The sequence below is a fragment of the Kosakonia oryzae genome, from assembly GCF_001658025.2.
GTDB lineage: Bacteria > Pseudomonadota > Gammaproteobacteria > Enterobacterales > Enterobacteriaceae > Kosakonia > Kosakonia oryzae.
In genome coordinates this window covers 5,038,558-5,062,301 of record NZ_CP014007.2, presented here as the reverse complement: position 1 = coordinate 5,062,301, position 23,744 = coordinate 5,038,558, and the positions used below count along the sequence as shown (strand labels likewise).

20 protein-coding genes are annotated in these 23,744 nt (G+C 57.1%); 15 read left to right on the top strand and 5 right to left on the bottom strand.

Annotated elements, in window-relative coordinates; all coding sequences use genetic code 11:
* The first annotated feature begins 92 nt into the window (after positions 1–92).
* From tyrB to AWR26_RS23970, 4 genes are all read left to right on the top strand, one after another.
* Positions 93–1,286 carry an aromatic amino acid transaminase gene (gene tyrB / locus AWR26_RS23985; protein WP_064568806.1) on the top strand — a complete coding sequence of 398 codons (1,194 nt, stop codon included), beginning with the start codon at positions 93–95 and terminating at the stop codon, positions 1,284–1,286.
* 193 nt (positions 1,287–1,479) lie between these two features.
* Positions 1,480–2,190: an acid phosphatase AphA gene (aphA, locus tag AWR26_RS23980; RefSeq protein WP_064568805.1), complete on the top strand. Its 711-nt coding sequence runs from the start codon at positions 1,480–1,482 to the stop codon at positions 2,188–2,190.
* A gap of 69 nt (positions 2,191–2,259) precedes the next feature.
* Positions 2,260–2,676: a secondary thiamine-phosphate synthase enzyme YjbQ gene (locus tag AWR26_RS23975; RefSeq protein WP_064568804.1), complete on the top strand. Its 417-nt coding sequence runs from the start codon at positions 2,260–2,262 to the stop codon at positions 2,674–2,676.
* Between the two features lie 2 nt (positions 2,677–2,678).
* Positions 2,679–3,047 carry an MmcQ/YjbR family DNA-binding protein gene (locus AWR26_RS23970; RefSeq protein ID WP_064568803.1) on the top strand — a complete coding sequence of 123 codons (369 nt, stop codon included), beginning with the start codon at positions 2,679–2,681 and terminating at the stop codon, positions 3,045–3,047.
* 3 nt (positions 3,048–3,050) lie between these two features.
* On the opposite strand, the gene uvrA is transcribed toward AWR26_RS23970, so the two are convergent.
* Positions 3,051–5,876 (bottom strand): excinuclease ABC subunit UvrA, encoded by a 2,826-nt coding sequence (gene uvrA, locus AWR26_RS23965; RefSeq protein WP_064568802.1) that lies wholly within the window; start codon positions 5,874–5,876, stop codon positions 3,051–3,053.
* A 262-nt stretch (positions 5,877–6,138) separates the two neighbouring features.
* On the opposite strand from uvrA, the gene ssb1 reads away from it, so the two are divergent.
* Positions 6,139–6,663 (top strand): single-stranded DNA-binding protein SSB1, encoded by a 525-nt coding sequence (gene ssb1 / locus AWR26_RS23960; RefSeq protein WP_043955685.1) that lies wholly within the window; start codon positions 6,139–6,141, stop codon positions 6,661–6,663.
* Between the two features lie 61 nt (positions 6,664–6,724).
* Here the strand turns inward: ssb1 and AWR26_RS23955 are convergent, their stop codons facing one another.
* The 4 genes from AWR26_RS23955 to AWR26_RS23940 form a co-directional block, all read right to left on the bottom strand.
* The gene (locus AWR26_RS23955) at positions 6,725–7,261 is read right to left on the bottom strand and encodes a chorismate mutase (RefSeq protein ID WP_064569105.1); all 537 of its coding nucleotides are present in this window, start codon (positions 7,259–7,261) and stop codon (positions 6,725–6,727) included.
* Between the two features lie 167 nt (positions 7,262–7,428).
* On the bottom strand, positions 7,429–8,202 hold the full coding sequence (locus AWR26_RS23950) for an amino acid ABC transporter substrate-binding protein (protein WP_064569104.1): 774 nt from the start codon (positions 8,200–8,202) through the stop codon (positions 7,429–7,431).
* A gap of 24 nt (positions 8,203–8,226) precedes the next feature.
* The gene (locus AWR26_RS23945; protein WP_064568801.1) at positions 8,227–8,994 is read right to left on the bottom strand and encodes an amino acid ABC transporter ATP-binding protein; all 768 of its coding nucleotides are present in this window, start codon (positions 8,992–8,994) and stop codon (positions 8,227–8,229) included.
* Positions 8,972–9,667, bottom strand: coding sequence for an amino acid ABC transporter permease (locus AWR26_RS23940; protein WP_007372446.1), 696 nt, complete (start codon positions 9,665–9,667; stop codon positions 8,972–8,974). Before AWR26_RS23940 ends, AWR26_RS23945 begins: the two co-directional genes overlap by 23 nt.
* A 376-nt stretch (positions 9,668–10,043) precedes the next feature.
* On the opposite strand from AWR26_RS23940, the gene AWR26_RS23935 reads away from it, so the two are divergent.
* The 10 genes from AWR26_RS23935 (at position 10,044) to AWR26_RS23895 (ending at position 23,646) form a co-directional block, all read left to right on the top strand.
* Entirely contained in the window at positions 10,044–10,808 is a 765-nt protein-coding gene (locus AWR26_RS23935; RefSeq protein ID WP_064568800.1) for an IclR family transcriptional regulator, read from the top strand.
* Positions 10,809–10,869: 61 nt separating this feature from the next.
* A complete protein-coding gene (locus tag AWR26_RS23930) occupies positions 10,870–12,462 on the top strand; it encodes an OPT/YSL family transporter (RefSeq protein WP_064569103.1) in 1,593 nt (530 codons plus the stop codon).
* Between the two features lie 24 nt (positions 12,463–12,486).
* Positions 12,487–13,425, top strand: coding sequence for a DUF1177 domain-containing protein (locus AWR26_RS23925; protein WP_064568799.1), 939 nt, complete (start codon positions 12,487–12,489; stop codon positions 13,423–13,425).
* Position 13,426: 1 nt separating this feature from the next.
* Positions 13,427–14,107, top strand: coding sequence for an AroM family protein (locus AWR26_RS23920; RefSeq protein ID WP_064568798.1), 681 nt, complete (start codon positions 13,427–13,429; stop codon positions 14,105–14,107).
* A gap of 12 nt (positions 14,108–14,119) precedes the next feature.
* Positions 14,120–14,812, top strand: a complete 693-nt coding sequence (gene pepE, locus AWR26_RS23915) for a dipeptidase PepE (protein WP_064568797.1) — start codon at positions 14,120–14,122, stop codon at positions 14,810–14,812.
* 426 nt (positions 14,813–15,238) lie between these two features.
* Positions 15,239–17,455, top strand: a complete 2,217-nt coding sequence (locus tag AWR26_RS23910; RefSeq protein ID WP_064568796.1) for a type VI secretion system Vgr family protein — start codon at positions 15,239–15,241, stop codon at positions 17,453–17,455.
* A gap of 10 nt (positions 17,456–17,465) precedes the next feature.
* A complete protein-coding gene (locus tag AWR26_RS23905; RefSeq protein ID WP_064568795.1) occupies positions 17,466–19,016 on the top strand; it encodes a hypothetical protein in 1,551 nt (516 codons plus the stop codon).
* Positions 19,013–19,141, top strand: a complete 129-nt coding sequence (locus AWR26_RS25845) for a hypothetical protein (RefSeq protein ID WP_007372454.1) — start codon at positions 19,013–19,015, stop codon at positions 19,139–19,141. Before AWR26_RS23905 ends, AWR26_RS25845 begins: the two co-directional genes overlap by 4 nt.
* A 9-nt stretch (positions 19,142–19,150) precedes the next feature.
* Positions 19,151–23,212: an RHS repeat-associated core domain-containing protein gene (locus AWR26_RS23900; protein ID WP_064568794.1), complete on the top strand. Its 4,062-nt coding sequence runs from the start codon at positions 19,151–19,153 to the stop codon at positions 23,210–23,212.
* Between the two features lie 2 nt (positions 23,213–23,214).
* The gene (locus AWR26_RS23895) at positions 23,215–23,646 is read left to right on the top strand and encodes a hypothetical protein (protein ID WP_074922560.1); all 432 of its coding nucleotides are present in this window, start codon (positions 23,215–23,217) and stop codon (positions 23,644–23,646) included.
* The last annotated feature ends 98 nt before the right edge of the window (positions 23,647–23,744 follow it).

Below are 23,744 nucleotides of genomic sequence, written 5' to 3'. Positions count from 1 at the left end.
TCCTGCACGGGAAAGCGCTACCCCTCTCGATCTTCCCCGGCTTCCGGTTTATTGTGTGGGTCTGGCCGACTGTAAACCTGGAGAATACACGCGTGTTTCAAAAAGTTGACGCCTACGCTGGCGACCCGATTCTCTCCCTCATGGAGCGTTTTAAAGAAGATCCCAGAAGCGACAAAATTAACCTCAGCATCGGGTTGTATTACAACGAAGATGGCATCATTCCGCGCCTGCAAGCGGTGGCTGAAGCCGAAACGCGCCTGAATGCGCAACCGCACGGCGCATCGCTCTATCTGCCGATGGAAGGGCTGAACAGCTATCGTCACTCCATTGCGCCGCTGCTGTTTGGCGCCGATCACCCGGTGCTGGCGCAAAACCGCGTGGCAACTATCCAGACGCTGGGCGGTTCCGGCGCACTGAAAGTCGGCGCGGATTTCCTGAAACGCTACTTCCCCAACTCCGGCGTCTGGGTCAGCGATCCGACCTGGGAAAACCACATCGCCATTTTTGAAGGCGCTGGATTCGAAGTAAGCACTTACCCCTGGTATGACGATGAGACCAACGGCGTACGTTTCCCGGCGCTGGTGGAAAAACTGAATACCCTGCCGGAACAGAGCATTGTGTTACTGCATCCGTGCTGCCATAACCCGACCGGCGCGGATCTGACTAACGCCCAGTGGGACGAGGTGGTCGGCGTGCTGAAAGCGCGCAATTTGATCCCGTTCCTCGACATCGCTTACCAGGGCTTTGGCGCAGGTATGGAAGAAGACGCTTACGCTATCCGCGCGATTGCCAGCGCCGGGATGCCTGCGTTGGTCAGCAACTCGTTCTCCAAAATTTTCTCCCTGTATGGCGAGCGTGTCGGCGGCCTTTCCGTGGTGTGTGAAGATAGCGAAGCCGCAGGTCGCGTGCTGGGACAACTGAAAGCCACCGTCCGTCGTAACTACTCCAGCCCGCCAAATTTTGGTGCGCAACTGGTGGCGACCGTGCTCGGTGACGCGACGTTACGGGCGCTCTGGCTGAAGGAAGTGGAAACAATGCGCACGCGCATTCAGGCGATGCGCCAGCAACTGGTACAGGTGCTGAGTGAAGCCGTGCCGGGCGGGGATTTCGACTACCTGCTTAAGCAGCGCGGGATGTTCAGCTACACCGGACTGAGCGCGGCGCAGGTCGATCGTCTGCGCGAGGAGTTTGGCGTTTACCTGATCGCCAGCGGTCGCATGTGTGTTGCCGGTCTGAACAGCCGCAACGTGCAACGCGTGGCACAAGCATTCGCCGCAGTAATGTAAGCACCCGCTCACTTTTTAGTTTCCCTGGCCTTCTGCCCACGGGCAGAAGGTCATTATCCCCACGTTTTCTCTCATTATCCGCGTAATTCGCAGAAAATCCTTTGTTTCATCTGCCGCCAGGGTTAAGGTCGGATAACATTTCGACCATTCGCACTATTTATGAATATAACGAACTGATAATTTAGGGATAAAGATGCGAACGATCACTCGCCTTTTCGGCGCCGCCTGTTTATGGCTGGCTTCAGGTAGCCTTGCGGTTTACGCCTCCGCACCTTCTCCGGTTGCGGATGGCACCAACATCATCAAACTGGCCGAGCAGGCACCGGTTCACTGGGTTTCTGTGGCGCAAATTGAAAGCTCTTTGGTGGAGCGCCCGCCAATGACGGTCGGGTTTGATATCGACGATACGGTACTCTTCTCCAGCCCCGGTTTCTGGCGCGGCAAGAAAACCTGGTCCCCGGAGAGCGATGATTATCTGCACAACCCGGCGTTCTGGGAAAAAATGAATAACGGCTGGGATGCATTCAGCATTCCCAAAGAGGTGGCGCGTCAGTTAATCGCCATGCATGTGAAACGCGGCGACAGCATCTTTTTCATTACCGGCCGCAGCCAGACAAAAACGGAAACCGTGACGAAAACGTTGCAGGAGGATTTTCTGATCCCGGCCGCGAACATGAATCCGGTGATTTTTGCCGGTGATCAACCAGGGCAGAACACCAAAATTCAGTGGCTGAAGGAGAAGCACATCCGCATTTTCTACGGCGACTCGGACAGCGATATCGCCGCCGCGCGTGCGAGCGAAGCCCGGCCAATCCGCATTCTGCGTGCCGCGAATTCCACCTATAAGCCATTGCCGCAAGCAGGTGCTATGGGGGAAGAGGTGATCGTCGATTCAGAGTTTTAAGCGCCGGATTTGCCCTTTTGCCGATTTGCAGCACACTTAAAAACGGCCTCTTTGCAGAAGGAACAGTCGATGTGGTATCAACAGACGCTTACGCTCGGCGCGAAATCGCGCGGGTTTCACCTGGTCACTGATGAAGTGCTGGAGCAAATTCGCGAACTTCCCCGCGTGCAGGTGGGTTTGTTGCATCTGTTGCTGATGCACACGTCAGCTTCCCTTACCCTGAATGAAAATTGTGATCCCACGGTGCGCGACGATATGGAGCGCCACTTTTTACACGCAGTGCCGGACAATGCACCCTATAAGCACGACTACGAGGGGCCGGATGATATGCCCTCGCATATCAAATCCTCAACATTGGGTGTTTCACTGCTGCTGCCGGTCAGGAATGGGCGCGTGCAGTTAGGAACGTGGCAGGGGATCTGGCTGGGAGAGCATCGTATCCACGGCGGGTCGCGCACGATTATCGCGACACTACAAGGGGAATAAAGATGACAATTTCGGAGTTGCTGCAGTATTGCATGTCCAGGCCTGGTGCGGAACAAAGTGTGCACAGCGACTGGAAAGCCACGCAAATCAAGGTCTCAGATGTGCTGTTTGCGATGGTGAAAGAGGTGGACGGTCGCCCGGTGGTGTCGTTGAAAACCAGCCCGGAACTGGCGGAACTGCTGCGTCAGCAGCATGAAGATGTGCGCCCAAGCCGCCATCTGAATAAAGCGCACTGGAGCTCGGTATATCTCGACGGTTCGCTGCCTGATTCGCAGATTTACTATCTGGTGGACGCTTCGTATCAGCAGGCGATGGAGCTGGTACCGGAAAATATCCGGCACCAGCTTTATGAAGGATCAACCCGCTCGTAGCCGCTATTTCAGCATCGGTTTAAGGAATCGCGCCGTGTGCGAGGCTTCGCATTCGGCGACGGTTTCCGGCGTACCGGCAACGAGGATTTCACCGCCGCCGCTGCCCCCTTCCGGGCCGAGATCGACAATCCAGTCCGCCGTTTTAATCACGTCCAGGTTGTGCTCAATCACCACGATGGTATTACCCTGATCGCGCAACTGATGCAGCACGTCCAGCAACTGCTGGATATCGGCAAAGTGCAGACCGGTCGTCGGTTCATCGAGGATATAGAGCGTTTGCCCGGTGCCGCGTTTCGACAACTCGCGCGCCAGTTTCACGCGCTGCGCCTCGCCGCCGGAGAGCGTGGTGGCCGACTGTCCCAGACGAATATAGGTCAGCCCGACATCCATCAGCGTTTGTAACTTACGCGCCAGCGCCGGAACGGCATCAAAGAATTCACGAGCTTCTTCGATGGTCATATCCAGCACTTCATGGATGGTTTTGCCTTTGTATTTGATCTCCAGCGTTTCGCGGTTATAGCGTTTGCCTTTGCACTGATCGCACGGCACATAAATATCCGGCAGGAAGTGCATCTCCACTTTGATAACGCCGTCGCCCTGACAGGCTTCGCAGCGGCCACCGCGCACGTTAAAGCTGAAGCGCCCTGGCGTGTAGCCGCGCGAGCGTGATTCCGGCACCCCGGCGAACAGTTCGCGCACTGGTGTAAAGACGCCCGTATAGGTTGCCGGGTTGGAGCGCGGCGTACGGCCAATCGGGCTCTGGTCGATGTCGATCACTTTGTCGAAATGTTCCAGCCCCTGAATATCGCGGTACGGCGCAGGTTCCGCGATGGTGGCGCCGTTGAGCTGGCGCTGGGCGATCGGAAACAGCGTATCGTTGATCAGCGTCGATTTCCCGGAACCGGAAACGCCGGTGATACAGGTGAACAGACCCACCGGCAGCGTCAGGGTGACATTTTTCAGGTTGTTGCCACGTGCGCCGGTCAGCTTGAGCATTTTTTCCGGATCGGCGTTCACGCGCTGTTTCGGCAGCTCAATTTTACGTTTGCCGCTCATGTACTGGCCGGTCAATGATTCCGGCACCGCCATAATATCTTTGAGCGTCCCTTCCGCGACGACCTGGCCGCCATGCACGCCCGCGCCAGGACCGATATCAATCACGTGGTCGGCCGCGCGGATGGCATCTTCGTCGTGTTCGACGACAATCACCGTGTTCCCCAGATTACGCAGGTGGATCAGCGTACCGAGCAGGCGCTCGTTGTCGCGCTGGTGCAGACCGATGGACGGCTCATCCAGCACGTACATGACGCCCACCAGGCCGGCGCCAATCTGGCTCGCCAGACGAATACGCTGCGCTTCGCCGCCGGAGAGGGTTTCCGCCGAGCGGGAAAGCGTCAGGTAGTTCAGGCCGACGTTAACGAGAAACTTCAGGCGATCGCCAATCTCTTTCAGCACTTTTTCGGCAATCTTCGCCCGCTGACCGGAAAGTTTCAGGTTATTGAAGAAGTCCATCGCATGGCCGATGCTCATGTCGGAGATGGTCGGCAGCGGCGTATTTTCAACGAACACATGACGCGCTTCGCGACGCAGACGCGTTCCTTCACAGGAGGCGCAGGGGCGGTTGCTGATAAATTTCGCCAACTCTTCGCGCACCGCGCTGGATTCCGTCTCTTTGTAGCGGCGCTCCATATTATGCAGCACGCCTTCGAACGGATGACGACGCACGGAGGTGTCGCCGCGATCGTTCATATATTTGAATTCAATTGACTCTTTACCGGAACCGAACAGCACCACTTTTCGCACGCTGTCATTCAGGCTTTCCCACGGCGCTTCCACATCGAATTTGTAGTGATCCGCCAGCGATTTCAGCATCTGGAAATAGTAGAAATTACGGCGATCCCAGCCGCGGATCGCGCCGCCAGCCAGCGACAGTTCCGGGTTCTGGATCACGCGGTCCGGGTCAAAATATTGCTGTACGCCGAGGCCGTCGCAGGTCGGGCATGCGCCCGCCGGGTTATTGAACGAGAACAGGCGCGGCTCCAGTTCACGCATGCTGTAGCCGCAAATCGGGCAGGCAAAGTTGGCGGAGAACAGGAGCTCTTCCGCGCTGGCATCGTCCATATCGGCGACCACAGCGGTGCCGCCGGAGAGTTCCAGCGCGGTTTCAAACGATTCCGCCAGGCGCTGCGCCAGATCGCTGCGTACTTTAAAGCGGTCAATTACCACTTCAATGGTGTGTTTCTTTTGCAGTTCCAGCGTTGGCGGATCGGAAAGGTCGCACACTTCGCCGTCGATACGCGCGCGGATATAGCCCTGGCTTGCCAGGTTTTCCAGCGTTTTGGTGTGCTCGCCTTTACGCTCTTTAATCACCGGTGCCAGCAGCATCAGGCGCTTGCCTTCCGGCTGCGACAGCACGTTATCCACCATCTGGCTGACGGTTTGCGCCGCCAGCGGCACATCGTGATCCGGACAGCGCGGCTCGCCAACACGGGCGTAGAGCAGACGCAAATAGTCGTGGATCTCGGTAATGGTCCCGACGGTGGAACGCGGGTTGTGCGAGGTTGATTTCTGCTCAATCGAGATCGCCGGCGACAGACCTTCAATATGGTCAACGTCCGGTTTTTCCATCAGCGATAAAAACTGACGGGCATAGGCGGAAAGCGATTCAACGTAGCGGCGCTGTCCTTCGGCGTAAAGCGTGTCGAAAGCCAGTGAGGACTTACCAGAACCCGACAGCCCGGTGACGACAATCAGTTTGTCGCGCGGGATGACGAGGTTGATGTTTTTGAGATTATGGGTGCGGGCGCCCCGTACTTCTATCTTATCCAATCCATTCACCTTTTACCCGGAGGAACGTTTTGCCCGGTGTGTTTGAAGGACAACCGGCGATCACAAACGGCTAATTATGACACAATTTAACCTGTTTGAATATACAGTATTGGAATGCATCTCATGATGAGATGTGCAACAATGTGCCATGAGTGCGATATCTCCGGAACATGCTTCGCAGCTATCAAACTGCTACATGGAAATGGTACACTCGCGCGTTTACACTACTAAGAAACGTATTAACGTATCAGGAGACTCGAACATGGCCAGCAGAGGCGTAAACAAGGTGATTCTCGTCGGTAATCTGGGCCAGGACCCGGAAGTACGCTATATGCCGAGTGGTGGCGCAGTTGCCAACATTACGCTGGCTACTTCCGAATCCTGGCGTGACAAGCAGACCGGCGAAATGAAAGAGCAGACAGAATGGCACCGCGTTGTGCTGTTCGGCAAGCTGGCGGAAGTGGCCGGTGAGTATCTGCGTAAAGGCTCTCAGGTTTATATCGAAGGCCAGCTGCGTACCCGCAAATGGACCGATCAGTCCGGTCAGGAAAAATACACCACGGAAGTGGTGGTAAACGTGGGCGGCACCATGCAGATGCTGGGCGGCCGTCAGGGCGGCGGTGCACCGGCAGGCGGCGGCCAGCAGCAGGGCGGTTGGGGCCAGCCTCAGCAGCCGCAGGGCGGCAACCAGTTCAGCGGCGGCGCGCAGTCTCGCCCGCAGCAGTCTTCCGCTCCGGCACCGTCTAACGAACCGCCGATGGATTTTGACGACGACATCCCGTTCTGATTTCGCTTTTCAGCGCGCGTTAATCAGAACGAAAAAGCCCTGCTTCGGCAGGGCTTTTTACTTAATCTTTCAACGAAATCCCTTTCATTGTTTCCCAGATCCTTTGCTTATCCTGCTCGTGTAAATTCTTTTGCTGCACAACCTGCATAAATGCCTTCCGGTCCTGTTCCGTCAGAGGTTGCCCGGACTTTAATCGTGCCGCCACACTTTGCAGAATACGATGGCTAAGTTGGCCGATTTGTGTGCGCACATCCTGAAGCGGGCGAGGCTGCCAGCCCGTTTCCGGCGCGGCCAGCCAGTCGGCGCGATAGCGATACTGAATCGCCTTGGCGGCGTCCATCTGCGCCTGAATAAATGGCCTTACGCTCTCGCCTTTTAATCCCAGCGAATCAGCATCAGCAAGGGTACTCTCCAGCACCTTTTCCTCTTGCTGTAGATCTTCAATCGCCTGGTGATGCTGCGCTTTATAGCCAGCAACATCTTTCATCCAGGACAACCGTTCATTGATCAAATTGCCAATCGAAGGCGCTGAAGCTGCTGTAGCAGAGAACGTTGAGGCAGCGAGAAGCAACACGGCTGTATAGAGCTTGTACGGCATCATAAATCTCCGACATCGATAAACAGGATGCCTCTGGTGACGTTTCCGGCCCGTTGAAGAAACGTTTCGCAGAAAGCGTAGCTGGCGCATTTTACAGCCATGTGATGATAAAAAAACCGTAAACCCGATCCGGGCTTACGGTTCTCTTTTACAGCGGAGTTAAAAAATTACTTCGACACGTCCGCACCGAAGTATTTCTGGGAAATACGTTCGTAAGTGCCGTCGGCCTTGATCTCTTCCAGCGCTTTATCAATCGCCGCTTTCAGTTGCGGGTTGTTTTTGCGCAGCAGCACGCCGGATTTCTCGGCATTCTCTTCTGTGGCGATGATTTTCACCGGCGCAGACGGTTTATGTTTTTTGAAGTCGAGGAACGACAGGTTGTCGTTGATGGTAGCATCAGCACGGCCCTGCACCACCAGATCGATAGACTGGTTAAAGCCGTCGGTCGGCACAATTTCCGCGCCGTATTTACGCGCGATCTGGGCGTAGTTACTGGTCAATGAATGGGCTGACTTTTTGCCTTTCAGATCGGCAAAACTTTTAATGCTGCTATTTTTATCATTGATGATCAGTACTGCTTTAGAGGCAATGTACGGCTCGGAAAAGTCGAATTTCTTCTCGCGTTCCGGCGTAATACCCACCTGGTTGATCACCACGTCATAACGGTTCGCGTCGATACCGGCGATCAGGCCGTCCCATTTACCTTCAACGAACTGCGGGTTCACTTTCAGGCGTTTGGCGATTTCACGGCCAATTTCTACGTCAAAACCTTCCAGCGTGCCGGAAGCATTGTGGAAAGTGAACGGTGGATAGGTACCTTCAGTACCGATTTTCAGTACGCCAGCGGACTGAATTTTTGCCAAATCATCCTGCGCCAGCGCTGCGTGGGCAAAACCAAGCTGCATAATCCCGGCTACGACTAATGTTGCGAGTGCTTTCATCTGCATTACCCTATGTTGTTTTAATTAACTCGCCCCGGCTTCCGGGAGCGCTGTGCTTAAAGAGGCGATAAACTCCGCGGTACGGGGTTTCTTCGCATGTAAAAACAAATCGTTAGCGGAGCCGGACTCAACAATTTCCCCGGCTTCCAGAAATACCACCTGGCTGGCGATATTCGCTGCCAGACGCAAATCATGGGTCGCCATGATCATCGTGGTGCCTTCCAGCGCCAACTGGCGCAGCACGGCGACCACTTCGCCGGAGAGTTCAGGATCGAGTGCGGAAGTCGGTTCATCGCACAGCAGAACCGCCGGTGACGGCGCCAGTGCACGGGCAATCGCCACGCGCTGCTGCTGGCCGCCAGAGAGCGTATTCGGCAGAGCATCGCGTTTGTGCAGCATGCCGACTTTATCCAGCAACTCTTCACCACGGCGGCGAGCGCGTTCGCGATCCCATTTATGCACCGTAACCAGCCCTTCTGTAATGTTGCCGAGGGCGGTCATATGCGGAAACAGCGCGAAGTTCTGAAACACCATGCCGGTCTGGCGGCTGATGCGGCGAATATCCTGGCCTTTGATCCGCGCGTCCGGCGCGAATGTGATGCGCTCTTTGCCGATGGTCAGCTCCCCGGACTGGGGAATTTCCAGCAAATTAATGCAGCGCAATAAGGTGCTTTTCCCGCTGCCTGAAGGGCCAATCAGCGTGGTTACCGTGCCTTCTTCAATCGTTAAATTGATGTCCTTCAGCACCCGGTTGCCGTCGAAACTTTTTTCAATGCTGGAGAGCGTTATCATTGACCTGGCCTTTTACTGTCGTACCCGCTAATTTCCGCTCCAGCTTCTCTTGCAAATGCGATAACACAGAACTGAAGAACAGATAAATAATTGCCGCTTCGCTGTACAGAATCAGCGGTTCATAGGTCACCGCCGCAATTTGCTGCGCGGCAAGAAACATCTCCGGCACGGTGATCACCGACGCCAGCGAAGTATCTTTTACCAGTGAAATAAAGGTGTTAGAGAGCGGCGGCACGGCGATGCGCGCGGCCTGCGGCAGAATAATACGCCGCAGCGACTGCGCCCAGGTCATGCTGATGGAGTGGGCGGCTTCCCATTGCCCTTTCGGCACGGCCAGCAGCGTTGCCCTGATCACTTCGGAAGTATACGCGCCAATATTGACGGTAAAGCCAATCACCGCCGCAGGGAAGGCATCAATGGTGATCCCGGCGCTCGGCAACGCGTAGAAAATCAAAAATAGCTGCACCAGCAGCGGCGTACCGCGAATCAGCCAGACGTAAAACCGCACCACCGGCTTTAAAAAAGCCGGGCCGTACAGGCGCAAAAGCGCAACCACAAACCCGAGCGACAGCCCAAGAATAAAAGAGATCAGCGTTAAGGGAATGGTGAATTTCAGCCCTGCGGAAAGCATCGGCCAGAAAGAATCAATCGCTAAGGGTAACCATGTTGGCACTGCACACCTTCCGGACGGAGCATCTTGCCAGAAATTGCTGGCGGAATATTTTATTAGCCCGGCTTAATTATTTGAGGGCTGGATTAGTGCGAATTATATTCTTTGCGTCGTGTGCGAAAACAAATATATACGAATAACGTTATACGAAAAAAAGCTAAGCCATTCTTTTTTGATACAAGCCCGCCGTCGTTACCTGCCGCTTTATTGCACTGTTTGCGTGAAATGTCGCCATTAATGCACCTTTTTTGATCGTTGATTTGGTGCGTGAATTTTGATCGGTTTTACACGTTGTCTCTAAATTCAGTTGCTTACACGCTGGCACTCTTCTTGCAGTTCCATTTAATGAAACTTAAGTCCCATTTTATGAGACCGCACCATGTCCATTTTAGAAACGACAGCCAACATCCTGAAACTGATGGTGGATCTGCAAAGCGGCATCCGCGTGAGCGATGTCATTACCCACCTCGGTATGCCCAAAAGTACCGCCTCACGCGTGATGAGCCAGCTTGAGTTCTGGGGCTATCTGGAAAAGGACGAAAGCCAGGGCACCTTTCTGCCTGGCCCGTTGATTATGTCGGCTTCGCATCTCGTCAGCCGCCAAATCACTCTGAGCGATCACGTTGATGCGGCGCTGCGCAACCTGTGCGAACGCACGGGATACACCGGCTATATCTCGATGCTCGATAACCAGGAAATCCTTGTGCTGCGGGTGATCCACGGCCGTCAGGCGCTACCGGTTGTGACCTGGCCGGGTTCCCGCTCGCCGGCATGGGGAACCTCGACCGGCCGCGCGCTGCTGGCGCGTCTTTCCGATACACAACTTCATGATTTTTTTGCCAGCCCGCTGGTGGTATCGCAACTTAGCGGTACACAGCAAGACGTCAGCATGCTGGTTGCTGCCGTGGCCCGTACCCGCGATGCCGGTTACGCAACGGCCGTTAATGAATCGGTTGCCGACACGGCTTCCGTCAGTTGCGCAGTAGGCGACCCGGCCACTCACGAAGCCGTGGCGTTCTGCCTCTCCTTCCCTCAACACCTTGCTACCCCTGAAGAGTTGCAACGGATCGCGACATTACTGAAAGAAGCTGCCCTCACCATCGCCGGAAAAACCGGCGACACGCTGGTGACCAGCTCGCTTTGATTTTTCCTTTTTTGCCAATACCAGGAGAATAACCGTGAGTCAGACTGTCTCATCCGAAACGCTGCCGGAACAGAGCGAGAGCCATCCGCGCGCTTTTGCCCCGGCCACATTGCTGTTGCTGCTGGTGCTCAGCATCTTCGGCGCCGTGATTGGCGTGCAACTGCTAACCACGCTGGGGGTAACGCCGAATACGGCAATCATCGGCGCGATGGCAGCGATGATTATCGCCCGCATTCCACTCCAGTGCTTCGCCCGTTTCCGCTCCATCCATATTCAAAACCTGGCGCAAAGCGCGACGTCGGCGGCCACTTTTGGCGCGGCGAACTCGCTGCTGCTGCCCATTTCTATTCCGTGGCTGTTTGGTCATAACGAAATGGTGATGCCGATGTTTATCGGCGTGGCGCTGGCGATGTTGCTGGATGGCTGGCTGCTCTATCGCCTGTTTAATACGCGCATCTTCCCGGCCGAAGGTGCCTGGCCGCCGGGAATTGCGGCGGCAGAGTCGATTAAAGCGGGCGATCAGGGCGGCAAACAGGCGGCGCTGCTCGGCACCGGCATGGTGATCGGCGCTGTTGGCTCGTGGTTCAAATTCCCGATGGCGGCGCTGGGTACGGCGTTTATCGGCAATATCTGGGCGCTGGGCATGCTTGGCGTTGGCTTCCTGCTGCGCGGTTATTCCGGGCCGCTGTTCGGCATTGATATCAACAAACTCTACATCCCGCACGGCGTGATGGCGGGTGCGGGCGTGGTGGCGTTGTTCCAGATTATCCGCCTGATCCGCCAGAGCAACGGCCAGAAAGCAGCGATGCATACCGCCGAGGACGCGCTGCCGCAGGCGCAAAATGAGCAGATCGGCAAAACCATCCGCTTAGGCGCGCTCGGCTTTATGGCGATTTCAGTGCTGATTGCGCTTGGTAGCGGTCTGTATGCCCATCTCTCCCTGCCGTGGCTGGTGGCATTTATGGTCTACGCCGCTTTCGCCGCCTTTCTGCATGAAATGATTGTGGGCCTTGCCGCCATGCACTCCGGCTGGTTCCCGGCCTTTGCCGTGGCGCTGATCACTTTGCTGATCGGTATTTTGATTGGCTTTCCGCCACAAGCGCTGGCGATGCTGTGCGGTTTCTCCGCCGCCACCGGCCCGGCGTTTGCTGATATGGGCTACGACCTTAAGGCCGGATGGATCCTGCGCGGTAAAGGCGAACATACCCGTTTTGAGCTGGAGGGCCGCCGCCAGCAACTGCTGGCCGCCATGCTGGCCTTTGTCGTCGCCATGCCGGTGGTGCTGTTTATTTTCCGCGACTACTTCTCGCAGGGGCTGGTGCCGCCGGTGGCAAAAGTGTACGTCGCCGCCATCAACGCTGGCGTGTCGTTTGATATCGCCAAATCGCTGCTCATTTGGGCCATTCCAGGTGCCATTATCCAGTTGATCGGCGGCCCCGGCCGTCAGATGGGCGTGCTGCTGGCTACAGGGTTGCTGATCAATAACCCGCTGGCAGGTTGGGCGGTGATGATCGGTATTGCCATCCGCGCGGTGGTGCTGCGCATTGGCGGCGAGCCGATGCGTAACAAAATCGAGGTGCTGGCGGCGGGTTTGATCGCCGGAGACGCCCTGTTCAGCTTCTTTAATTCCGTCCTGCCGGGCGGCAAAAAGTAATCACGCAATTCCAGAGAAAATATTATGAGCTTACAACAAACGTTACAGGTCTTTGAGTTACTCGACAGCGCATATGCCAGCGGCGACAAGGTGAAAACTCTGCTGGCGGGTTACAGTAATCTGCAGGTGAGCGTGAAAGCGGTCAGCGGCCCGAAAGGCAGCACCGACTTCGTTAAAATCGTCATTCCAGGTACGGAAGGAAAACGTCGCGGCGGCAGCGCACCGACGCTGGGGATTGTCGGGCGACTGGGCGGTATTGGTGCACGTCCGGGGCGAATTGGGCTGGTCTCCGACGCCGACGGCGCCGTGGCGGCGATTGCCAGCGCGCTGAAACTGGCGGAGATGCAGCGCCAGGGCGATAGCCTGCCAGGCGATGTGATTGTCACCACCCATATCTGCCCGGATGCGCCAACGCGCCCGCACGAGCCGGTTGATTTTATGGATTCGCCGGTCGAAACCGAAGACATGAACGAGCAGGAAGTCTCCGACGAAATGGATGCGGTGCTATCGATTGATACCACCAAAGGCAACCGCATTATCAACCATAAAGGCTTTGCCATTTCGCCGACGGTCAAAGCGGGTTACATCCTGCGCGTGGCGGAAGATCTGCTGCGCGTCATGGAAATGACCACCGGGCAACTGCCGGTCACTTTCCCGATCACCACCCAGGACATCACGCCGTACGGTAATGGGGTTTACCACCTGAACAGCATTCTGCAACCGTCGATTGCTACCGCCGCGCCCGTGGTTGGCGTGGCGATTACGGCGGTAAGTGTTGTGCCGGGCTGCGGCACCGGGGCGAGCCACGAAACGGATATCGCGCTGGCCTGTAAGTTTGCCGTAGAAGTGGCGAAAGAGTTCACCCGTGGCACCTGCCAGTTCTTTGATAAAGCGGAATACCAGCGCCTGCTCGATCTGTACGGTTCGCTGGCGCATCTGCAAAAACGTCAGCCGGGAGTGTGAAATGGCGATCCGCAAAATCGGTACGCTGACCATCGGCCAGGCACCGCGCAGCGACATCACACCCATCCTCGATGCGGCGTTACCTGCGCAGGTAAGTTGCCAGCACGCCGGGGTGCTGGATGGGCTGGATGATGCCGCCATCGCGGCGCGTTTTGCGCCACAACCTGGCGATGCATTGCTGACTTCGCGCCTGCTGGACGGGCGAGCGGTGGTGATGGGCAAACCGGCGGTCGGCGAAGCGCTGCAACAGAAGATCGACTGGCTGGAAGCGCAGGGCTGCGAGATCATCGCTATTCTTTGTACCGGCGAATTTCACGGTTTGAGCAGTAAAAAAGCGTGGTTGATCGAGCCGGATCGGATCCTGCCGCCGACGCTGAATGCACTGGTCGGAACGCGTCGCGCCGGGATCCTGGTGCCGCTGGAAGCGCAGATCGCCAGCGAGCTGGAGAAGTGGCGCGGTGCCGCGCAAACGCCGGTGTTTGCCGTTGCCTCGCCCTATACCGCCAGCGAAGACGAGATTGCCGCCGCCGCCCGCTCGCTGCAAGCGCAGGGCGCGGAAGTGATTCTGACCGACTGCATGGGCTACACCGCCTGGCATCAGGCGATCTGCGCCCGCCACGTCCCGCTGCCCGTTGTATTATCGAATAAACTGCTGGCCGATCTGCTAGGCAATTTGCTGTAAAAGGAGAGGGTTATGGATTTGCTGTTACTGAGCAATTCGGTGCTGCCCGGCACCGAATATCTGCAATATGCGCTGCCGCTGCTGAAAGCGCAGCTTGGCGGGCGTCGCAAGGTGGTGTTTATTCCCTTCGCGGGCGTGACGCAAGGCTTTGATGCCTATACGGATAAAGTCCGTCTGGCGCTGGCGGAGCTGGATCTGTCGATCACCGGCATTCACAGCGTGGACGACGCGCCTGCGGCGATTGCCGCCGCAGAAATTGTGATGGTTGGCGGCGGCAACACGTTTAACCTGCTGAAAAATTGCCGCGAGCGCGGGTTGATCGAACCGATCCGCCAGGCCGTGAACAACGGTGCGCTGTATGTTGGCTGGAGCGCCGGGGCGAATCTGGCTTGTCCGACGATCCGCACCACCAACGATATGCCGATTATCGATCCGGGCGGGCTGGATGCGCTCAATCTGGTGCCGTTGCAGATCAACCCACACTTTACCAACGCGCTGCCCGCCGGGCATCAGGGTGAAACGCGCGAGCAGCGCATTCGCGAGCTGCTGGTGGTGGCACCGGAGCTGGAAGTGATCGGTTTACCGGAAGGAAGCTGGATCGCGGTACAGGGCGGCCACGCGCAGCTCGGCGGCGACAAACCGGCCCTGCTGTTTAAAGCCAGCCAACCGGCCATTACGCTGGCTGCCGGTCACCGCTTTTTCTGAAATCGACAATGGCCCGCTGGCGGGCCATCTCTTTATTTTCCGGCATATAATTAAAATTACCTAAAATAACCTACGTAATTATTTAATTGTTGGCATTGAAGATAATATTGCTATCTCAAAATATATGATACGCGATTAATATGTTGGCTGAATCGCATAACCTAATAACCATGAATAAAATGCGTAAATAACCGCTGGTCTTTATTTTCAATGCCTTATCATAAATGTATGAAAATGGGATGATTCTTAACTACCAATCGCTGCAAGTTTCAACTATATCCAGTTAATATCGCCCGTAATAAATTATTATCGGTTAGCAGGGAATAATACCCGCACCGCAAAAACGCTATTTTATATTTACCTGCGCTGAAGGCGTGGAAACACCTCTTCGCCCGGAATATTCGCCTCTGCAATAAAGGAACACGTATGGTTAACCGGATAACCGTTCTGTCATCCTCCGGAAGTGATTCGCTCTTATTCTGGACGTTTAAAGGGGAAGAACAGCTCTCCACGCCCTTTCGCTTTCAGGTCGAGCTGCTGAGCAAAGATTTCACCCTCGATCGGCAAAAACTGCTGGGCCAGGAGATGACGGTGGTGATCCCAACGCAGTTGGGAACGACGCGCTATCTGAGCGGCAAAGTCACGGCGATCTCTGCGCGCTCGGAAGAGCTGGATGGCACGCGCTATGCGGTGTATCAGGCGACCCTTGAGCCGGATTTCTGGCCGATGATGCGCGATCGCAACTTCCGTATTTTCCAGCAGCAGCGCGTACCGGACATCGTCAGCACCCTGTTTTCCGAATACCAGGTAAAAATTGAAAACAAACTGACGCGCAGCTATCGCCAGTGGGATTACTGCGTGCAGTACGCCGAGAGCAGTTTCCATTTTATCAGCCGTTTGCTGGAGCTTGAGGGCATCAGCTACCTGTTCCGCCACGGCAAAGAGGGACACACGCTGGTACTGATGGATGATTACGCGCAAGCGGAGGCGTTTCCCGGTTATGAAGTGATCCCGTGGCATGCGCAAAGCGGCGGCGGTGCGGTGAATGAAGAGGGCGTCAGCCAGTTACTGGCGCGGCATATCGTTACGCCTGGCCTCTACAGCACCGACGATTACGACTTCCGCAAGCCCCATGCCTGGATGCTGCAAACCCTGCAAAACCCCGTTTCACCAACGCCCGGGAAAATCGATGTCTATGACTGGCCAGGCCGCTTTGTTGAGCATGGCGACGGCGAATCTTATGCGCGTATTCGCCAGCAATCCTGGCAGGCGGAACAGCAGCAAATGCAGGGCAGCGCGACGGCGACCGGTATTGCGCCGGGGCACACCTTTACGCTTATCCGATCCCCTAACGATGCCGACAACGCGCAGTGGCTGGTGGTGGGCGCTCGCTATGATTTTGCCGAAAATCAGTATGCTTCCGGCGATGTTGGCGAGACGCAGCAGCGCATCGACTTTACCGTCATTCCGGCCTCTACGCCGTTCCGCCCGGCCGCTGTCACCGACTGGCCGCGCACCTACGGGCCGCAAACGGCAAGAGTTGTGGGGCCGGCGGGTGAGTCGATCTGGACGGACAAATATGGCCGCGTCAAAGTGAAATTCCACTGGGATCGGCAAAGCCAGGGCGACGAGAACAGTTCCTGCTGGGTACGTGTTTCCAGCGCCTGGGCCGGGCAAGGCTACGGCGGGGTGCAGATCCCGCGCGTTGGTGATGAAGTGGTGGTCGATTTTATTAACGGCGAGCCGGACAGACCCATCATCATTGGCCGCGTCTACAACGAAGCCAGCATGCCGCCGTGGGCGCTGCCAGCGGCGGCCACGCAGATGGGTTTTATGAGCCGTTCCAAAGATGGCTCGCCGGATAACGCCAACGCCCTGCGCTTTGAGGATAAACCGGGCGCTGAGCAGCTCTGGCTGCATGCCGAACGCAACATGGATACGGAAGTCGAAAACGACGAAACCCATGATGTCGGCAGCAACCGCACTAAAATCGTCGGCAAAGACGAAACCAGCCACATCAAGCAGAACCGGACGCGCACCGTCGATGGCAATGAAACCATCACCGTCGGCCAGGATCGCAGCAAAACCATCAACGGTAATGAAACCACCACGGTGCAGCAAAACCGTATCGAGAGCGTGAAAGGGAACGAAACCCTGAGCGTGGAACAAAACCGCGATGAAACCATTACCGGCAACCACACCACCACGGTGAAAAGCAACAATACCGGCACTGTTGAAGGTAATCAGACGTTGACGGTGGTCCAGGATCGCACCCGCAGCGTGCAGGGTAATGAGACGGTTAGCGTCCAGCAAAACCGCACTGTGCAGGTGACCGGCAACCAGACGCTGGAAGTGACCGGTAACCGCACTGTCACCGTCAGCAGCAATGAGACGCGCACGGTGACGCAAAAACAGGACGTCAGCATCGGTGCCGGACGCACGTTGAGCATTACCGGCGGCGATACCCGGTTCACCCAGGGCAGCGTGGCCGACAGCGCGACGGACACCTTCCGCATCAACGTAGGTGAGAGCGGCATTCTGATTGGCAACGGCAGCGTGGAGATCACCGCTGGCGGATCGACCATCACCATTAATGCCGCCGGGGTGATGGTCAATGGCAAGAAAATTGAGCTGAACGCCTGATGGGGATGCCATGAACGCCAGCAAAAACCCCAGTGAAAAGGTGATGAGCGAGCTGGAAGTAAGCTGGCTGGAGGCCAGCGAAGATACCGCCGCACGGCTGTTTATCTGGCGTGTTCCGGCAAATGGCGAATCGCTGCTGGATGCTTTTTTCGCGCTGCAACAGCATCCGCAGGGGCGTTCATTGCCCGATCTGTTCCTCAGCTTCAACACGCCTTTTGAAACTGGATACAGCTATAGCGAGGCGCTGGGCCGCGAATTCGTTGAGCAGTATGAAGCGACGCCCGATGCCGCTTTCTGGGATGCCGAACCCTGGTTACCCTGCCACAGCGCCGGGCAGTTACGCAGCCTGTTGCAGAGCTTCGCCGAACAGTTTACCGACGATCTGCGTTATCTGGTGCTGGTGCTGAAACCTTCCGCTGTCAGCGATGAGAGCGCCATGCTGCGCTGGCTCCATCGCTGGCTGGAACAGGGCGCTGACGCGCCGCGCCTGTTATTGATCGACACCGTTGAACAGCCGATCTGGCAGCCGCTGTATACCGCGAATTCGCGCCATGTCCGGCTGATTGAGGATCGGATTGATGGCATGAAGGTCATGCACCAGACCGCGCAGCAGCAGACCGACGCCGATGCCGACCGTTTGCTGTTCCGCCGTTATCTGGCCGATGCCATGTTGCTGCTGGAAAAAGGCAGCGCCGCGCAGGTAGCGGCGCGCGGCAGCCTGGCGCTTGCCATCGCGCAGCGTCGCGGCTGGGCGGATCAGCAGGCGATGATGCATAACCTGATCGCCGGCGGCTGGCTCAAAGGCCGCGACCACGCGCAGGCGGTGGAGCATTACCGCCAGGCGCAAAGCATCTCCGGTGAGGTGCCCGATCCGGCGGTAAAAGGGCAGTTGCGCACGCAAAGCACCTTTGGCGAGGCGGGTGCCTGGTTCTCCAGTAAAGACTATCTTCAGGCGGCGAAAATCTATCGCCAGGCAGCGCTTGAGGCGCAGGCTATTCCGCATCCGCTCTTTGCGATGGAGGGCTGGCGGATGTGCGGTTTTTGCCTCTGGCTGTGCGGGCATCGCCCGGCGGCAATGGAAGAGTACGCCCGCGCCATCCAGGCGGCGGAGCCTGTGCCGATCACGGAACGCGGGCAAACCACCTTGCCGCTGGTGTTCCTGGATTTGCTGCGTATGCATGACAAGCGGCGAACCGAAGCCCTGGAAGCCTGCGCCACGCGTTGGCTGGCGGAAAAACAGAAGCTTATTGCGCAGGCGGAAGCGCAACTGCCGTCCGCGCCAGCAGTGGAACAGGTTCGGCAGGCCGACAGCCGTTTGCAATTACAACTTGAAGCGACCTTTACGCTGATCCGTGAAGAGCGTGAAAACCTGATCCGCCGCGGCGATGAGAGCTTTCGCCGCGTTATCCGGCTGGCGCGTGAGAAGCTGCATCCGCACTGGAACGGCCTGCCGGAAATCGCCCATCCTTTTGATGCGCCGCCCGGCGAGTGGCAACGCCTTCCCGCGTGGGGAGAGCGCGACGCATCGTTAACTGATACTGCAGGAAGCAACCCGCTATGAAAAATCGCATCATCATTATTGTGGTCGTCACCGTGCTGGCGCTGCTCTTTTTAAGCCTTTCTGAGAGCGACCTGGCGACCGAAGTTCGTACTTTCCTACGCGCGCTGCTGCGTGCCATGTTCTGAGGTTAAGCAATGCACTCCGGCGCGCACTTCGATCCACAGCTCGGGCTGGATATTCATACCTACCCGTGGCCGCTGCCAACGCCGCACATCGGCATCGTTTTTGATGTCTTCGACTATCTGCCGCTGATTGGCACCACGGTTCACGTTAACAGCATCAAACGCGCCAGCGCCGGAACGGGAGGGATGGCGGTGCATATTCCGGTGGGCGGCGCGTGGATCCCGCCGCTGCGCGCGCCGGGCGGCCCGCAGATTGAAGACGAGCTGTTTATGGGCAGCAAAACTGTTTCGGTGGATGGCGAGCCGTTTTCCCGCATTGGCATGCCGGTGCTGAGCTGCAACATTATTGGCCTGATCCCGCCGTTTCGTCTTAAACGTGCTACCAAACCGAAACCGCTTTCGCTGACGCTGCCGCTAACGTTTAACCTCGCGCTGCCCAACAATGTGATTGTCGGTGGGCCACCCACCATCAACCTGATGGCGCTGCTGATGCGCGCCGGGTTAAGCGGTCTGGGAAAAGGGTTTAAAAAACTGAAAAAAACGCCGCAGTGGCGGCTGTTTATGCGCCGTTTCCGCAAGCTGCGGCAAAAACTGTTTCGCAATATGGACCCCGGCTTCCTGAAATGCCGGGTGCTGCGCGCCGAGCCGGTGGATATCCGCGACGGCAGTGTCAGCCTGGAGCAGATGGATTTCCTGCTGCCGGGCAGGTTGCCGCTGGAGTGGACGCGCAGCTATACCTCGTCCGACACGGAAATAGCAGGGATGTGTGGTTACGGCTGGTCCACCCCGGCGGATACCCGCCTTGAGGTGCTCGCCGATGAAGGCGTTGCCCTGCTGACGCAGGCGGAAGGGATGACGCTGTTTGCCGCGCTGCCGCAGGCGGATGGCCGCGAACAGGCGATTACCGGCCTGCCGGACGGGAGCCGCCTGTGGCGCGAAACGCGCGATGGCGAAGTGTGGTGGCGAATCGAGCAGGAGAGCGGCCCGGAGCTGCATTTCAGCGGTCAACAGGGCGTGTTGCCGCTACGCAGGCTGGCGGATCGTAACGGTAATGGCTGGGCGTTTGACTGGAACGGCGATGAATTGCAGCACATTCGCGAGTTCAGCCACGCGGGAGCGACCGGGCGCGAAATCCTCGTCACCTGGCAAAACGATCGGCTGCTGGCGCTGCGTTTGCGCAATACGCTGGATGGCGAGATAACCCCGCTTACGCGCTATGAATATGATGCGGATAACCAGCTTAGCGCCGAAATCGATGCGCTGTCGCACCCGCGCCACTTCTTCTGGCAGCAGCGCTATCTGATAAGCCATGTGGATCGCAACGGTCAGGGGTTCCATTACCAGTACGATGATGCCTGGCGGGTGATTCATGCCTGGGGCGATGGCGGCGTTTGGGATTATCGTTTTGCCTGGCACGAGCTGCTTAACGAAGTGGAAATAAGCGATTCGGCGGGCAATATCTCGCGCATTACCTTTGATGAAAACGGCTTGCCGATCGCGGAAATCGATCCCACCGGCGGCAATACGCTGTTTCGCTACGACGATTTTGGCCGCACGGCGGAGTTGGTGGAGCCGGATGGCAGCACCTGGCGCTGGGAGTATGACGAGCGCGGGCAGATGGTTGCCGAACACCTGCCTGATGGCAGCGTCGTACAGGCGAGCTATGACGACTGGGGCGATCTGATTGCGGTAACGGATGAGCAGGGAGCCAACTGGCGCACGCAGTTCGATAGCTGCGGGAATCTGGTGGCAGAAATTGACCCAACGGGCGTTACGTCGCGTTATCACTATGATGCGTTCGGCCAATTGACCACCGCCGAGATTCCTGGCTCTCCGCTAACCCATTATCACTATGATCGATTTGGTTTTTTAAGCGCTGAGCGCGTTGCTGGCGGCGGCGTGACTCGCTTTCGCTACTCGGTGCGCGGTACGTTGCAGGAGCGCATTGATGCCGATGGCGGCGTCACCCGTTTCCACTGGGATATGAAAGACCGGCTGGTCGCCACAGTTGATCCGGCGGGAGGCGAAGTGCGCGTCAGCTATGACCGGGAAGATGAGCCGCTGCAATTTACCGACGAGCAGGGGCGAGTAACGCGGTTTCGCTATACCGGCACGGGAATGCTTGCCGCCTGCGAAACGCCGGATGGCGCAACGCTCGGCTATCAGTACGACGCCGAAGATCGCCTGCTGGCGGTGATCAACCAGAACGGCCAGCGCTGGCAGTTCACCCGCGATGCGCTGGGCCGGGTTACGGCGGAGAGCGATTACTGGGGACAGGTAACGCGCTATGGCTGGGATAAAGCCAGCCGCTTGATTCACCGCGAAGATCCGCTCGGGCGTGAAGTTCGCTACGGATACGATCGCGCCGGGAGGCTCTGCGAGCGGCGCAGCGGCGACACGTTACAGGCGACGTTTCATTATGATCCCTGCGGGCGCATGGTGCTGTGCGAAAACCCGTGGCGGCGGCTGGTCTGGCGCTATGACCCCGCCGGGCGATTACTGTGCGAGGAGCAGGACGGCTTCCAGTTGCGTTACGGCTATGACCCGCGCGGGCTGCTGATCTCGCGCGAGAGCGACGGCGGGCACCGGGTGCGTTATGGCATGGATGAGCATGACAGGCTGAGCGAGGTGCAACTGAACGACGATGCGCCAATACGTTTCACTTACGATGCCTGCGGACGCAGAGCCAGCGAGCAGCTCGCCGACGACATTGAACGCCGTTATCGCTACGATCGCCTTGGCCGCTTAACGTCGCAGCAGGTGCTGCAAAACGATTTACCGCTGTTCGCCAGCGGCTTTGCTTACGATCGCACCGGCAACCTGACGCTGCGTGAAGACAGCCAGTGGGGCAGCGATCGGTATGCCTACGATCCGGTGGGGCGGCTGGCGGCGCATACCGCACCGGATGGCGTGCTGCGTCAGTTTGTCCATGACGCAGCGGGCAATACATTGCAGACGCAGATCCGCGATGTGAACGACAGCGCGGGCGGCTGGTTCCGCGAAGGCCTCCACCAGGGGACGCGCTATGTGTTTGACCGCGCCGGCGAACTGCGCCAGCGTCGTGACGTGCAGAACGAGGGCGAAAAAGAGGACTTCATCTGGGATGAGAATCGCCAGATGATCGCCGTACGTAAGGGTAACGAGCAGGTGCGTTATGGTTATGACGGCCTGGGACGGCGTGTTTTCAAACAAACCGCCAGTGAAACACGCTGGTTTTACTGGCAGGAGGATGCGCTGGCGGGCGAGACAGTCACCGCCACCCCGCAGCCGCTGGCGGCGCTGAGCATCTTTGATACCGGCGGGCGACTGAAGCGGCAAAAAGCGCAGGCGCAACTGTTCTGCACCCTGCGCGAGTACATCTACTACCCTGGCGGTTTCCGGCCGCTGGCGCTATTAACGCAGGAAAACGGGCAGAAGCAGAGCTGGCACTATCACTGCGATCCGAACGGTGCGCCAGTGCGCCTGACCTCGCCCGGCGGGGAGATTGTCTGGTCGGAAAGAAGCGGCGCCTGGGGCGAAAAAGGCGAGGTTTATGCCAGCCGCATCGATAACCCGCTGCGTTTCCAGGGGCACTATTTTGATAGCGAAACCGGGCTGCATTACAACCGCTATCGCTATTACGATCCGGCGATTGCCGCCTATATCAGCCAGGATCCGCTTGGGCTTGCCGGAGGGCTCAATGTTTACGACTATGTGATTGCCCCGCAGACGTGGATCGATCCTCTCGGCTTAAAATGCTGGAATACCGCGCGGCGCGATTACTGGAAAGCTGAGGCCAAAGCCGCGCCGAAAGGCATGTACTCTTCAGTGAATATGTTGCGTATGCGATTGGGGTTAGCGCCGCGCATTCGGGTGGAGGAGTACCACTTTAAGACCCGGCGTATCAGAACACGGAATGTGTCGCTGGAACTGAACCACCGCATCTGGCCGCAACGGTCGGGCAAAAACGTCGATCTTCCCTATAACCTGGAGAAGGTGACGCCCTGGGAGCATGCCGCGAAGGATCCTTACAGGCATACTGGCTCCCGATTGATTAAAATTGTTCAGGATGTTGGCAACTATACGGGACGCTAAATATGACACTTAACGAATTCATGCACACTGAAAGCTACGCGAACTATCTGGATGCGCTGGATCTGGCGCTGCCGGAAAAAATTGACCGCGTGACGCCGGTTCATGATTTTATTATTGAGGTGGATAATGAATCTTTACAGCAAGCCGCCGTTAGCTTTGATGAACTGGATGCATTAATAAAAAATGATCGTGAAAAAACAATTGCCTGGATCGTTAAGAAGAATGAAAAATATTTAGAAACCGGCGGCGAAGATAATATTGTCAATAAAGCGCCGCAGATTAATTTCCCGATTGGCCATTTGATTGAGTATCGCCTGCTTGAACGTAATCCCGAGGGGCTGGTGGATTACATCAAAGCGATAGGTATTCCAGGCGCGAAGAAATATGCAAAAGAGCTCAGTACGCTCTATGCAGAAGTACAGGAAAGTAAATAATATTTCTCCGCTCAATATTTTTTATGTCTGGCCTGATATTTTTTAATATCGGGCCGCTGTAATTATAGCGTTTCCCCTGCTGTGAATTAATCACTGAA

Bases quoted from the DNA above. Each gene is read 5' to 3' on its own strand.
- AWR26_RS23920 (WP_064568798.1), top strand. From the start codon at position 13,427: ATGGCGATCCGCAAAATCGGTACGCTGACCATCGGCCAGGCACCGCGC.
- AWR26_RS23900 (WP_064568794.1), top strand. From the start codon at position 19,151: ATGCACTCCGGCGCGCACTTCGATCCACAGCTCGGGCTGGATATTCAT.
- AWR26_RS23910 (WP_064568796.1), top strand. From the start codon at position 15,239: ATGGTTAACCGGATAACCGTTCTGTCATCCTCCGGAAGTGATTCGCTC.
- AWR26_RS23925 (WP_064568799.1), top strand. From the start codon at position 12,487: ATGAGCTTACAACAAACGTTACAGGTCTTTGAGTTACTCGACAGCGCA.
- ssb1 (WP_043955685.1), top strand. From the start codon at position 6,139: ATGGCCAGCAGAGGCGTAAACAAGGTGATTCTCGTCGGTAATCTGGGC.
- AWR26_RS25845 (WP_007372454.1), top strand. From the start codon at position 19,013: ATGAAAAATCGCATCATCATTATTGTGGTCGTCACCGTGCTGGCGCTG.
- AWR26_RS23970 (WP_064568803.1), top strand. From the start codon at position 2,679: ATGACAATTTCGGAGTTGCTGCAGTATTGCATGTCCAGGCCTGGTGCG.
- AWR26_RS23935 (WP_064568800.1), top strand. From the start codon at position 10,044: ATGTCCATTTTAGAAACGACAGCCAACATCCTGAAACTGATGGTGGAT.
- AWR26_RS23905 (WP_064568795.1), top strand. From the start codon at position 17,466: ATGAACGCCAGCAAAAACCCCAGTGAAAAGGTGATGAGCGAGCTGGAA.
- aphA (WP_064568805.1), top strand. From the start codon at position 1,480: ATGCGAACGATCACTCGCCTTTTCGGCGCCGCCTGTTTATGGCTGGCT.
- AWR26_RS23955 (WP_064569105.1), bottom strand. From the start codon at position 7,261: ATGCCGTACAAGCTCTATACAGCCGTGTTGCTTCTCGCTGCCTCAACG.
- AWR26_RS23895 (WP_074922560.1), top strand. From the start codon at position 23,215: ATGACACTTAACGAATTCATGCACACTGAAAGCTACGCGAACTATCTG.
- pepE (WP_064568797.1), top strand. From the start codon at position 14,120: ATGGATTTGCTGTTACTGAGCAATTCGGTGCTGCCCGGCACCGAATAT.
- AWR26_RS23945 (WP_064568801.1), bottom strand. From the start codon at position 8,994: ATGATAACGCTCTCCAGCATTGAAAAAAGTTTCGACGGCAACCGGGTG.
- AWR26_RS23975 (WP_064568804.1), top strand. From the start codon at position 2,260: ATGTGGTATCAACAGACGCTTACGCTCGGCGCGAAATCGCGCGGGTTT.
- AWR26_RS23950 (WP_064569104.1), bottom strand. From the start codon at position 8,202: ATGAAAGCACTCGCAACATTAGTCGTAGCCGGGATTATGCAGCTTGGT.